At 42.7% G+C, this 13,026-nt stretch carries 11 protein-coding genes; 5 read left to right on the top strand and 6 right to left on the bottom strand.

Going from position 1 to position 13,026, the window contains the following annotated elements; all coding sequences use genetic code 11:
- Positions 1 to 118: 118 nt before the first annotated feature.
- Positions 119 to 268: a hypothetical protein gene (locus ACAX20_RS02095; protein WP_371188185.1), complete on the top strand. Its 150-nt coding sequence runs from the start codon at positions 119 to 121 to the stop codon at positions 266 to 268.
- A 13-nt stretch (positions 269 to 281) separates the two neighbouring features.
- Here the strand turns inward: ACAX20_RS02095 and lpdA are convergent, their stop codons facing one another.
- From lpdA to ampD, 6 genes are all read right to left on the bottom strand, one after another.
- On the bottom strand, positions 282 to 1,715 hold the full coding sequence (lpdA, locus tag ACAX20_RS02090; RefSeq protein ID WP_371188183.1) for a dihydrolipoyl dehydrogenase: 1,434 nt from the start codon (positions 1,713 to 1,715) through the stop codon (positions 282 to 284).
- Positions 1,716 to 2,099: 384 nt separating this feature from the next.
- The gene (aceF, locus tag ACAX20_RS02085; RefSeq protein ID WP_371188181.1) at positions 2,100 to 4,055 is read right to left on the bottom strand and encodes a pyruvate dehydrogenase complex dihydrolipoyllysine-residue acetyltransferase; all 1,956 of its coding nucleotides are present in this window, start codon (positions 4,053 to 4,055) and stop codon (positions 2,100 to 2,102) included.
- A gap of 24 nt (positions 4,056 to 4,079) precedes the next feature.
- Positions 4,080 to 6,752 carry a pyruvate dehydrogenase (acetyl-transferring), homodimeric type gene (gene aceE / locus ACAX20_RS02080; RefSeq protein WP_371188179.1) on the bottom strand — a complete coding sequence of 891 codons (2,673 nt, stop codon included), beginning with the start codon at positions 6,750 to 6,752 and terminating at the stop codon, positions 4,080 to 4,082.
- Positions 6,753 to 6,961: 209 nt separating this feature from the next.
- The gene (gene pdhR / locus ACAX20_RS02075; protein ID WP_371188177.1) at positions 6,962 to 7,735 is read right to left on the bottom strand and encodes a pyruvate dehydrogenase complex transcriptional repressor PdhR; all 774 of its coding nucleotides are present in this window, start codon (positions 7,733 to 7,735) and stop codon (positions 6,962 to 6,964) included.
- Between the two features lie 398 nt (positions 7,736 to 8,133).
- Positions 8,134 to 8,979 carry a regulatory signaling modulator protein AmpE gene (gene ampE / locus ACAX20_RS02070; RefSeq protein ID WP_371188176.1) on the bottom strand — a complete coding sequence of 282 codons (846 nt, stop codon included), beginning with the start codon at positions 8,977 to 8,979 and terminating at the stop codon, positions 8,134 to 8,136.
- Positions 8,980 to 9,033: 54 nt separating this feature from the next.
- Entirely contained in the window at positions 9,034 to 9,588 is a 555-nt protein-coding gene (gene ampD, locus ACAX20_RS02065) for a 1,6-anhydro-N-acetylmuramyl-L-alanine amidase AmpD (RefSeq protein WP_371188174.1), read from the bottom strand.
- Between the two features lie 200 nt (positions 9,589 to 9,788).
- Between ampD and ACAX20_RS02060 the strand changes: the two genes are divergently transcribed.
- The 4 genes from ACAX20_RS02060 to ACAX20_RS02045 all read left to right on the top strand — a co-directional run bounded on the left by ACAX20_RS02060 (position 9,789) and on the right by ACAX20_RS02045 (position 13,007).
- The gene (locus ACAX20_RS02060; protein WP_371188172.1) at positions 9,789 to 10,304 is read left to right on the top strand and encodes a TIGR02281 family clan AA aspartic protease; all 516 of its coding nucleotides are present in this window, start codon (positions 9,789 to 9,791) and stop codon (positions 10,302 to 10,304) included.
- 308 nt (positions 10,305 to 10,612) lie between these two features.
- Positions 10,613 to 11,506 carry a carboxylating nicotinate-nucleotide diphosphorylase gene (nadC, locus tag ACAX20_RS02055; RefSeq protein WP_371188171.1) on the top strand — a complete coding sequence of 298 codons (894 nt, stop codon included), beginning with the start codon at positions 10,613 to 10,615 and terminating at the stop codon, positions 11,504 to 11,506.
- Between the two features lie 620 nt (positions 11,507 to 12,126).
- On the top strand, positions 12,127 to 12,552 hold the full coding sequence (locus ACAX20_RS02050; protein WP_371188169.1) for a prepilin-type N-terminal cleavage/methylation domain-containing protein: 426 nt from the start codon (positions 12,127 to 12,129) through the stop codon (positions 12,550 to 12,552).
- Positions 12,553 to 12,596: 44 nt separating this feature from the next.
- Positions 12,597 to 13,007: a prepilin-type N-terminal cleavage/methylation domain-containing protein gene (locus ACAX20_RS02045; RefSeq protein ID WP_371188167.1), complete on the top strand. Its 411-nt coding sequence runs from the start codon at positions 12,597 to 12,599 to the stop codon at positions 13,005 to 13,007.
- Positions 13,008 to 13,026: the final 19 nt, after the last annotated feature.

Genomic DNA, 13,026 nt, shown 5'->3' with positions numbered 1-13,026 from the left:
GTTTGGGAAATAAATTTTTAACCGCATAAATTATACGGGATAGCTGTTCAAAACTGAACACAAGTATGACTTGTTCAAGTTTATATCTACTATTCATAAAAATGATAATGGTATATCGATGAGTGATAGTGAGTTTTCAATAGGCTTAACGACCAATGCATATTTGTTCTCTACTGTCATCAAGAAACGAGCATATCGCGTTGCCTTAACCCCTATTAAGAAAAAAGCGCTTGCTAACAACGTCAGCAAGCGCTTTTTAGGCTTTTAATTAAAGCGTCGAATTACTTCTTCTTTTTAACCGCTTTTGGGTTAGGTAAATCAGTAATTGAACCTTCAAAGATTTCTGCCGCTAAACCAATTGATTCGTTTAACGTTGGGTGAGCGTGGATAGTTAAACCAACATCTTCTGCATCAGCGCCCATTTCAACTGCTAGACCGATTTCACCTAACATTTCACCAGCGTTGATACCAACAATCGCACCACCTAGTACGCGACCGCTGTCTTTGTCGAAGATAAGCTTAGTTTTACCTTCAGTACGAGCTGAAGCAATCGCACGACCTGATGCAGACCATGGGAAGTTCGCTACTTCAATGTTAAGACCTTGCTCTTTCGCTTCACGCTCAGTAACACCAACCCACGCAATTTCAGGATCTGTGTAAGCAATTGATGGAATACAACGTGGATCGAACACGTGCTTCTTACCAGCGATAACTTCCGCAGCAACGTGTGCTTCGTGAACCGCTTTGTGTGCAAGCATTGGTTGACCAACAACATCACCAATAGCGAAGATGTGGTTAACGTTAGTACGCATTTCGTTGCTTACGTTGATGAAACCACGCTCGTCAACGTTAACGCCTGCTTTATCAGCAGCAACTAAGTGACCGTTTGGCTTACGACCAACCGCTACTAAGATCTTGTCGTAACGAACTTGACCTTCTGGTGCGTTTTTGCCTTCAAACGTTACGTATAAACCGTCTTCTTTCGCATCAACGGCAACTACTTTAGTAGATAGCATGATTGATTTAAAACGTGGCTTGTTGTGCTTAGTGTAAATCTTAACAACATCAGCGTCAGCTGCTGGTACTAATTGGTCAGCAAACTCAACAACAGATACGTTAGAACCTAGTGAGCTGTATACGGTACCCATTTCTAGACCGATGATACCACCACCTAGTACTAACATTTCTGCTGGTACGTCTTTAAGCTCTAGTGCGCCCGTTGAGTCGATGATACGCTCGTCTTCAGGGATAAACGGTAGGTTGACTACTGATGAACCACAAGCGATGATAGCGTTATCGAAGTTAACGGTTGTTGAGCCGTTTTCACCTTCAACAGCAATTGAGTTAGGGCCAGTGAACTTACCGTAACCCGTAACAACGTTAACTTTACGCATTTTAGCCATGCCGCTAACGCCTTGCGTTAACTTGCCAACAACGTCTTTGTTTTTCCACTCGCGGATTTTTTCTAAATCGATTTGTGGCTCACCAAAGGTAACACCGTGAGCAGCCATATCTTTGGCATCATCAAGCACTTTAGCAACGTGCAGTAATGCTTTTGATGGAATACAACCAACATTTAGACATACACCACCTAAATTGCTGTATTTTTCAATTAATACAACATCCATACCCAAGTCAGCCGCGCGAAATGCCGCTGAATAACCACCAGGGCCAGAACCTAAAACCACAACTTGTGTTTTAATTTCGTTGCTCATGTTTACCTCAAATACTTTTATCTAGCGCCAGTTACGAGCCCGTAACTGACCCCTCATTTGCACCCCCATTGTCGCCTTTGGGCATGCATTGAAATTCAATTTCTGTATAGTCGTTACCGTAAAAATTCACCGTAACGCACTTTATTTTTTTAACGGTTGGCAAGTTTACAGTGTGTAACAAAAAATCGCCAATAATTCCGTAAAAAATTACCAACTTCGCTCATATTTTGACTACGGTTGGTAAAGTTTTCTTAATAACTTTTATTGTTTGCCCAAAGTCAGCAACAATCTCAGCAACATCTGTGTTTGCGTAACACTAATTGCTGATAAGAAACGTTCCAATAGACAAACAAAACCGGCGGCAAAGCCACCGGTTTATTCTGATTATAAAATCAGTTGACGAATGTCTGTCATCATTGATGACAAGTACACGCTAAAGCGAGCCGCAACCGCGCCATCAATCACACGGTGATCGTATGACAAGCTTAGCGGTAACATTAGGCGAGGTTCAAATTCCTTACCGTTCCACTTCGGCTTCATCTCAGATTTAGATACACCTAAGATTGCAACGTCTGGGGCATTAACGATTGGTGTAAATGCCGTACCACCGATACCACCAAGTGATGAAATGGTAAAACAGCTACCCTGCATATCTTTCGCAGTTAACTTACCATCGCGAGCTTTCGCTGAAATCTCAAGAAGCTCTTTTGATAGTTCGTAAATACCTTTTTGATCAACGTCACGAACCACAGGTACAACCAAACCGTTTGGCGTATCTACGGCAACACCAATGTGCACGTATTTCTTCATGATCAAGCTTTCGCCGTCTTCACTCAAGCTTGAGTTGAATACTGGGTATTCTCTAAGCGCAGCTGCTGCGGCTTTCAAGATAAATACCAATGGTGTGATCTTAAAGCCAAGCTTTCTCTTTTCAGCCAGTACGTTTTGCTCTTTACGGAACGCTTCAACATTGGTGATATCGGCTTCATCAAACTGGGTAACATGTGGGATGGTTACCCAGTTACGGTGTAAGTTTGGACCCGAAATCTTTTGAATACGCGTTAGTGGTACCGTTTCTACTTCACCAAACTTAGCAAAGTCTACTTTTGGTTGAGCGATAACTTGTAAACCACCTTGACCGCCAGAAACTGAACTGCTAGCCGTAGCTTTTGGACGCGATAATTCGTACTTAACATAAGACTGTACGTCTTCTTTAACGATACGACCTTTTTTGCCGGTGCCTTTTACTAACGTTAAGTCAACGCCAAACTCGCGCGCTAAACGGCGAATCGCTGGTGACGCATAGATATGACCTTGGCTTGCCTTAGTACCCGCACTTGGGTGATGTGGCACTGGTGCTGCTTTTTTCTCTTGTGGTGCTTGTGTTGCAACAACCGTTTTTTCAGCTGCCACAGCGGCTGGCGCTGGTGCCGGAGCACTTGCTGGCGCTGCTGCTTGAATTTCTAGTAATAATACAAGAGAGCCTTCACCCACTTTATCACCAGTAGCGACTTTTACTTCAACAACCTTACCGCCTTGTGGCGCTGGTACGTCCATAGTCGCTTTATCAGTTTCAAGGGTGATTAAACCATCTTCAGCAGCAATCACATCACCGGCTGAAACAAGTACGTCAATAACATCGACTTCACCGTCTTGACCAATATCAGGCACGGTTACTTCAACTATCTGTGACGCTTGAGGCGCACTAGCTGCAGGCGCTACAGATGCAGATGGTGCCGCGGCTTCAACTGCTGGAGCTGTTGCCTCGGCTGATGCACCAACTTCAAGAAGTAGTACTAATGAACCTTCACCAACTTTGTCACCATTGGCAACTTTTACTTCAACCACTTTACCGCCTTGTGGCGCAGGAACGTCCATGGTGGCTTTGTCAGTTTCAAGCGTGATCAAGCCATCCTCGGCTTCAATGACATCACCAGCAGATACAAGCACATCGATAACGTCGACTTCGCCGTCTTGACCAATATCTGGCACGGTTACTTCAATAACTTGTGCTGCACTTGCCGCCGGAGTAGCCACTGGTGCCGCTACGGGTGCTGCAGTTTCAGTCGCTGCTTGTTGTGCAGGCGCAGCATCTGCTGCACCCGCTACTTCGATAATCACGATCAGATCGCCTTCAGAAATTTTGTCGCCAACAGCAACTTTAATTTCTTTAACCACACCCGCTTCTGGTGATGGGATATCCATCGATGCTTTATCGGTTTCAACGCTTACTAACGCGTCTTCAACTGCGACAGTATCACCGACTGCAACAGCAAGTTCGATAACTTCTACAGCATCACCGCCAACATCAGGAACTAGAATTTCTTTCATTTCAGACATCTTTTTATCCTTTAATTTGCTAGCTTACGCGTATAACGGGTTGATCTTGTCAGCGTCGATACCAAAGTCGCTAATCGCTTTAGTAACTACGTCCATTTTGATCTCGCCACGTTGTGCTAATTCATAAAGTGCCGCTACTACAATGTAGTTTTGGTTTACTTCAAAGTGACGACGCAAGTTTGCACGGCTATCAGAGCGACCAAAACCGTCAGTACCTAATACACGGTAGTCAGTATCGATAAAGGCACGAACTTGATCTGAGTATGCTTTAACGTAGTCGGTTGCGGCAATTGCAGGGCCTGCGCCTTTGCTGATCACAGTGCTGATGTACGGCACTTTCGCATCGCTTTCAGGGTGCAACATGTTCCAACGTGCTGCTTCTTGACCGTCACGCGCTAGCTCGTTAAATGATGTTACTGAGTAAACATCTGACGAGATGCCGAAGTCTTCAGCAAGAATACGCGCTGCTTGACGTACTTGTAATAAGATAGTACCTGAACCCATTAGCTGTACGTTAGCCACTGCGTCTTTGCTTGGCTCAACACGATCTAGTTTATAAATACCTTTGATGATGCCTTCTTCTGCATCTTCTGGCATTGCTGGGTGCTCGTAGTTTTCGTTCATTAGCGTTAAGTAGTAGAAAATGTTTTCATTTTCTTGGTACATGCGACGTAAGCCTTCACGAACAACCACAGCAACTTCGTAACCGTACGTTGGATCGTAGGTTAAACAGTTCGGGATCAAACCTGCTTGAACGTGTGAATGACCGTCTTGGTGTTGTAAACCTTCACCGTTAAGTGTGGTACGACCGGCTGTTGCACCTAATAAGAAACCACGCGCTTGGCTATCACCTGCTGCCCACGCTAAGTCACCAACACGTTGGAAACCAAACATTGAGTAGTAGATGTAGAACGGAATGGTTGTCGCGTTACAGGTTGAGTAAGAGGTACCTGACGCTACCCATGATGCCATTGCACCAAGCTCATTGATACCTTCTTGTAATACTTGACCCTTTTTGTCTTCACGGTAGTAAGCAACTTGGTCAGCATCTTGTGGTACGTATTTTTGACCTTCGTGCGCGTAAATACCTACTTGACGGAATAAACCTTCCATACCGAAAGTACGCGCTTCATCAGGAATGATAGGTACAATACGATCACCAATTTTCTTATCTTTCAGTAGTGCATTAAGTACACGTACAAATGTCATGGTTGAAGACACTTCACGACCACCACTGCCTTTGGTGATTGCTTCAAACGCTTTTAATGATGGGATCTCTAATTGCTCATCAGCTTGCACACGGCGTGCCGGTAATGAACCGCCTAATGCTTCACGGCGAGCACGCATGTATTGCATTTCTGGGCTGTCATCAGCAAAGCGGAAGAATGGTAAATCTTCGATTTGATCATCAGAAATTGGCATATTGAAACGATCGCGGTATTGCTTAATTGATTCAATGTCCATTTTCTTAACGTTATGAGCTACGTTTTGTGCTTCGCCAGATTGACCTAGACCGTAACCTTTAACCGTTTTCGCTAAGATAACCGTTGGACGACCTTTGGTCTTCATCGCTTTGTCGTAAGCTGCGTATACTTTTACTGGATCGTGACCACCACGGTTTAAGCGCCAGATGTCATGGTCTGACATATTAGCAACTAACTGTGCCGTTTCTGGGTACTTACCAAACCAGTTTTCGCGAGTATACTTACCGCCTTTAGCTTTACAGTTTTGGTACTCACCATCAACGGTTTCGTTCATTAGTTGTAAAAGCTTGCCTGAAGTATCACGAGCAATAAGTGGATCCCAGTAAGAACCCCAAATCACTTTACATACTTCCCAGCCAGCACCACGGAAGGTACCTTCAAGCTCTTGAATGATCTTGCCGTTACCACGTACCGGGCCGTCAAGACGTTGTAAGTTACAGTTAATAACGAAACATAAGTTGTCTAGACCTTCGCGTGCAGCAAGGCCGATAGCACCTAATGATTCTGGCTCATCGGTTTCACCGTCACCTAGAAAACAGTATACGCGCTGACCTGAACAGTCTTTAATACCACGGTCAGTTAAGTACTTAAGGAAACGCGCAGTGTAAATCGCTTGCAATGGACCTAAGCCCATCGAAACAGTTGGGAACTGCCAGAAGTCTTGCATTAAGTGTGGGTGCGGGTATGACGATAAACCTTCGCCATCAACTTCCTGACGGAAGTTGTCCATTTGCTTTTCAGTTAAACGGCCTTCAAGGAACGCACGAGCGTAGATACCTGGAGAGATATGACCTTGAGCGAAGATAAAGTCACCGCCGTCAGCAGGGCTGGCCGCTTTAAAGAAGTGGTTAAAACCAACATCGTATAATGTTGCACTTGATGCGAAAGAACCAATGTGACCACCTAGTTCTAAGTCTTTTTTAGACGCGCGCAGTACCAATGCCATCGCGTTCCAACGAATAGCCGCACGAATGCGTGCTTCAATGGTTTGGTCCGCTGGCATATTAGGCTCTTGCCCAGGAGGAATACTGTTCACATAAGCGGTCGTTGCCTCAAATGGCAAATGAGTACCACCACGGCGAGCTCTTTCGATAAGTGATTCAAGGATCTGATGCGCACGCTCTGGTCCATCTTGCTCAAGAATAGCTTCTAATGACTCAAGCCATTCTTGCGTTTCTTGTGGATCGATATCGTGATTGATTTGCTCAGTCATGACGATGTTTATCTCCAAGTTTTGGCACCTTACCATAGTGGAAGGTACTTTTAATTTTGAGTTAGCCTTAAAGGTAGTCCAAATTAGCGGAAAACGTTTACTGTTAAAGGCTAGATTTAATAAATACGGGTAACGATTTTGTGCTCTTTTTACTGCAATGATTAACGCAACATTTGTTGCATTTATCTTTGCATTTGTCTTTGCAATGCTTATTGCATCTGCAAACGGCGTAAAGAGCGCGTTACTCGTGAATTTTCATCTGCTAAATTAAGCATTACCTCTTCTATATAAGAAAGGTTTTTATGGCTTGCTCCCCATGCTTTGTTCGGCTCACCACTGATAATGCTTTCTAACAATTTTTTACGGTACTGACTGATACGTCCCGGTACTTCCGGACGCTTAGCCAATACCTTTAAATTCTTTTCAATATTATCTATTAATAAACTGCTCATCGCTTTGGCAAGTTGCAAAATCACGGCATTATGCGAGGCTTGGCAAATAGATAGATAAAATTCAAATACGCTTTCAGCTTCAGCGCGAAAATTCTCACTCAATGAGGTGTTTTCAATTTGTGCAACGCTGATCGCTTCGTACTTTTCTTTGATCACCTGAAAATCTGCCTGAGTACCGCGCATCGCCGCATAATAAGCAGCCATCCCTTCGATACCGTGACGAAACTCCAGTAAATCAAACTGTGATTCTTGCTTGCTGGCCATTAAGGCAAACAACGGGTCTGCCATACCACTTAATAATGTCTCGCTAACAAAGGTACCGCCACCTTGGCGACGGGTTACTAAGCCTTTTGCTTCAAGATTTTGAATGGCTTCACGCAGCGATGGTCGTGATACATTAAACTCTGCAGCAAGCTCTCGCTCTGCTGGTAACTTTTGTCCTGCGGCAAAGCTTCCCTCTAAAATCATTTCTTCTAGACGGGCAGTGATCACATCGGATAACTTCGCTTGCTGAATCTTTTTGTACGCCATGAGTTTGTATTTTAACCTTACTTGTAAATACAAGCACTTAAACAAAGTGGTAAATTGGTATGACCAATTTCATAAAAGTACGCTCTAAAATAACAGAGTTAAGCAATAATGTAAAATAATTACATATTAGACCACTGGTGACAGCTACGCTATTAATGCAAGGGAAAGCGACCAAATTCGTATTGGTAAGACCAATAACGTGATTCATCACATGAAAGAACAGTTGAATAAACAAGCACTAAGCCACTTTAAAAACAGCAAAAACGGAAATAAAACAACATACAGTTAGAGCGAGCAAGCTTACAATAAACATACAAATGTAAAAAAAGCTGGCAAGCCAGCTTTTTAATTAAGTATCAGTAAAGGTGATTGGCGTTATCTATTGCCGTAAAAATGGCTTATGAAATAACACCTGCTAAGGTCATAAACGCAATAGCGGCAAGTAATAACAATAAGTTACGTTTTGCTAAGCGTACTAGCAAGCTCGGCTCGGCGGTTAAATCGCCTTCCGCGATTTCGTATTCTTCGGATGATTTAGCCACCATACACAAATATTGGCGACTGCTGATCTGGGTATTTAATAAACCTTCAAGCCAATAGGTTGACGCTTTAGAGAAATGGCCCACCAACATATAACCAAACGCAGCAAAGCGCGCCGGTATAAATTCAATAACTTCTAATAAACTGGTGACTTTTTTACTGCAGGATTCATCTAGCACTGGTTGTTCGTCGTCATTTTTGACCTGTGAATGCAATGCCAGTAGCACGCGATAAAACACCACAGCAACAATACCAAAGACTATATAAAGCATAATAATCATCATAAAGTATTGAAAGTTAGCCCAAATCAGACTTTGACCAAAGGACTCACCAGTAAATTGCTGATTGCGCTGTAATTGCAACTGGTGATAGTCAAGGGCAACATCGTCGCCACGCATCGCGGCGTTTAAAAAGCCTTTATATGACTCTTTAGCACTGCTGCAGCCAATACAGACAACCAATAACAAGGTTGAGGTAACAAAAGTTACAAGACTGCTGTCAATAAAAGCTAATAAAGCCCAAACAGCAATGGCGGGAATCGCCGCAAAGGCCAATAGATTGACACGACTCTTGCTGATTTCGTATTTACTGACAAATTTTAGTGCGAACTGCAAATAATGAAGAAAATAATGATTAAATCGCCATGTTTTCGACGTTACCATGCGCTCACTCGCCAACGCGATAAGCAAACTGATAAGACTCATTAGCACACCCTTGCTATTTTGTTATTCAATAATCGATATCATTTTGCAATAATTTTAGTCAAAAGACGATAAATATCTTTGCCAATCAAAGCTTTCACCTGGATCTGTTTTACGCCCGGGCGCAATATGACAATGACCAGTAACCCGTTGCTTAGTGATACCGGGATATTCACTCTTTATTGCTTTGGTTAACCATTTTAAAGTTTGGTACTGAGCCTCTGTATAGGGCACATCATCGCTACCTTCTAATTCAATACCAATAGAGAAGTCGTTGCATTTATCTCGGCCATCAAATTGAGACACCCCAGCATGCCATGCGCGTTTATTAAAAGGCACATATTGAATAATAGCGCCATCACGGCGAATTAAGCAGTGCGCTGACACCCGCAGTTGATAGATATCTTCAAAGTATGGGTGTGCATTAGGATCTAACCGCCCTAAAAATAAATCACTAATATAATCACCACCGAACTCGCCAGGCGGCAACGAAATATTGTGGATCACCAGTAAACTTATATCGTTGGTTTCTCGTTGATCATAATGAGGCGAGGCAATATGCTCGATATATACTGGGCACGCATGTTGTTGGAGCCAACCATTGTTAATCACAAATTGAATACCATATAGTGTAATAACAGGTCGTTAGATTAGCACAGCTACAACGCACAGTGATAATCTGTATACAAGGCAATGTATAAAGTTGCTTAAATGAGCAAGCGACGAGCCACCCAAAGACAACCCCAGAACAAGCCGAAAATAAGCTGAAATAAGCTAAAGAGAAACTGGCAAAAAGTTAACGAGCAAAAGTTATGAATGACATAGACCAAAGTAAAAAAATCGGTAAAACCATGATGTGGATCGCATGGCTACTGTTTTTCATTTTAGCGTTTATGTTTTTTCAAAACACGCTAGAAAAGCAAGCCAACCCAAACCAACGTCCTGAGCTTGCATTAACCGAAGACGGCAGAAGCCAAGTCATATTAGAGCGCAATCGCATGGGGCACTATGTGGCATCAGGTAGTATTAATGCCAACGACGTGGTGTTTTTATTGGACACCGGCGCGACCAATGTATCCATCCCAGCCGTTGTTGCGCGTAATTTAAATCTCCCTATACTTGGTAGCCATTACGTCAATACAGCCAACGGTTCGGTAAAAGTGCAGCGCACCGAAATAGAGCAATTGAGCATTGGTAACATTGTTTTGTATAATGTTGCCGCGAATATAAACCCAGGCATGCAAAGTAACGAAATACTGTTAGGTATGAGCGCCCTAAAACAATTAGAATTTAGTCAAAGTGGTAAATACCTAACGCTAACCCAATAAGTAATTGATATAACAACGCTGTAGAGTTTACATAGCCAGCACCGCCTGAGCTATGGCGTATCTAGCTGCTTTGCTCCTAGATATAGCTTTACATTCTTTACACTTGGGCTTGCCTTTAAACTTATATTTAGCTGTACCCTTAAGGTAATTGGGTAAGACTAACGTGATCTTAATCGCAAATAAGTATAATTACTGTCGTGGCCACGTAGTATTCGTTACGCTGATTTCTGGCTACAATTATTAGCACACGATACTGCATGCGTATCGTAGGCACACAAATACACACAAATATAAAGAGAAGAAACTCCATGTCTAACGCGACGCTAACTATTAGCCCTGAATTACAACAAGACATCACCGCGACCATCGCTTGGGCGTTGGCAGAAGACTTAGGCGCACGACCAGGTGATACCGCAGATGCAGCAAATGATATTTCGGCGCAGTTGATCCCGGCAGAAAACCATGCGGTAGCGACCATTATTTGCCGCGAAGATTGTGTGATTTCAGGTGTCGCATGGGTAAACGAAGTATTTAAGCAGCTTGATGCAAGCAGTGGCTTAACAACAAACATCACTTGGTTTGTGCAAGACGGTCAAGCCGTAAAAGCCAACACCACCTTATGTGAGCTGCAAGGTAATGCCCGCTTACTACTAACCGGTGAGCGTACCGCCTTAAACTTTTTACAAAGCTTATCAGGCACGGCAACCATTACCAGCAAATATGTTGCCGAGCTTGAAGGTGGTCACACCAAACTATTAGATACCCGCAAAACTCTACCAGGGCTTCGTAGCGCACAAAAATACGCCGTTACGTGTGGTGGCGGCCATAACCATCGTATTGGTTTATTTGATGCGTACTTGATTAAAGAAAACCACGTTAATGCCTGTGGTGGTATTGCCAACGCGGTAGCAACAGCGAAGCAAATCAACCCAGGTAAAACCGTCGAAGTAGAAGTAGAAAGCCTAGATGAGCTAGAACAAGCGATCGAAGCCGGTGCCGATATCATTATGCTCGATAACTTCAGCACGCAAATGATTGAAACCGCCGTGGCATTAACTCGTGGTAAAGCCAAGCTTGAAGTCAGCGGCAATATGACTCTAGAAACCTTAAAAGCGTATACCGCAGCAAAAGTTGATTTTATTTCCGTAGGCGCATTAACTAAGCACGTACAAGCCATTGATTTGTCGATGCGCTTTCAGTAATTAAAAGTTAATTCTTTAATATTTTTGCAAGCTAACAAGTGCAAGCTAAAAAATAGTGAACGCAAATTTTTAAGGGCTTATTTAAATAAGCAGAAAAGCAGATGAACGCTGGGCTATTTAACGCCAAAGCACCTGATTAACGCCAAAGCCCCCACCATTAAGTCATCTAAACAATTTCACTAATCTAATTATGCGGAAGAGGTTGATACCACTTTCCGCTTAATTTTTAATATCGCACTTGTTCACGCATGCTATTACTATTTGCCTCTCTGTGAGCGCATTTTCAATTTAATAGTCATATTCAAGAAGCCTGACAAGAGGGGCATTAAAATTTATTGTTACGCGCGAGGTAGGAATGACCTTTCCGCTTAGAGTTATCCCAAGACTTTGCAAAATACGTTATTTTTAAAAACACATTGCCTGTATAAAGTTTAAATCAGTAAACACAGGATACCCAAAGCTAGTATTTATCTAGCTTACAACGACTAACAAAACAGCAAACACATCAATGACTTGCTATTTTTTGTACAATTTTTGAAAATTTCATTTACTTTTGTAAAATTCTGCTACATATTAACAGTTAGCCCCCATAACAAAAATAACATTAATGGATGTTCATTATGAAAAACTTAAACTCATCTAAGGGTTTCACCCTTATCGAATTGATGATCGTTGTTGCGATTATCGGTATTCTAGCTTCTGTAGCTTTACCTGCATACAAAACATACTCAGATCGTGCTAAGTTTTCAGAAGTTGTATTAGCAACTACCCCAGCAAAAACAGCTGTAGAATTGTGTGTACAAACAGGTACTCCAGCAGATTGTACAGCACTTAACGCGAGCAGTGCTAAATGGGAATCAGCAGATTTAGTTAACACTGTTGTAATCGGTGGTAACTCATCTGCATACCATATTACTGCTACAGCTACTTCTGAACTTAGCGGTCTTGCTATTCGATTTAATGGCCCTGTTAGCGGTGGTGCGATTAACTGGAATATAGACCAAACGACAACTATTAGTACGTGCCTTAACGAAGGTATCTGTTAATTATTCAACGTGCATAAAGCCTCCTTTAGGAGGCTTTTTTATATATGAAATACAGTAAAGCCTTTACCATCATCGAGCTGATGATAGTTTTAGCTATTGTCGCTTTATTAGCAAGCATGGCACTGCCTAGCTATCAAAAATATGCTGACAAGTCCCGTTATGTATCGATTATTTCGGCAGCAGGACCTGCGAGAAAGCACATTGATGTTTGCGTGCAAACCAATGCGTTAAGTGACTGTTCTCAAATTAGCGCACATGATATTTGGACAACTTCATCATTTGTAGATAACGTGGCAATCAGTGGTGACGCTAACAATATTATCGTTCGAGTAACGCCCACACCGATCGGCTCAATCACAGCAAGCGACACCTACATTTTAGCCGGTGTTGTTAATAATAAAACCGTTACATGGTCCGACAAAACAAGTGGCTGTAAGCTATCCGATTTATGTTGATTGGTTAATCCTGTTCACT

The sequence above is a fragment of the Thalassotalea sp. Sam97 genome, from assembly GCF_041379765.1.
Lineage (GTDB): Bacteria > Pseudomonadota > Gammaproteobacteria > Enterobacterales > Alteromonadaceae > Thalassotalea_A > Thalassotalea_A maritima.
The sequence above is the reverse complement of the archived record's forward strand: the minus strand, read 5'-3'. Positions and strand labels throughout refer to the sequence as shown.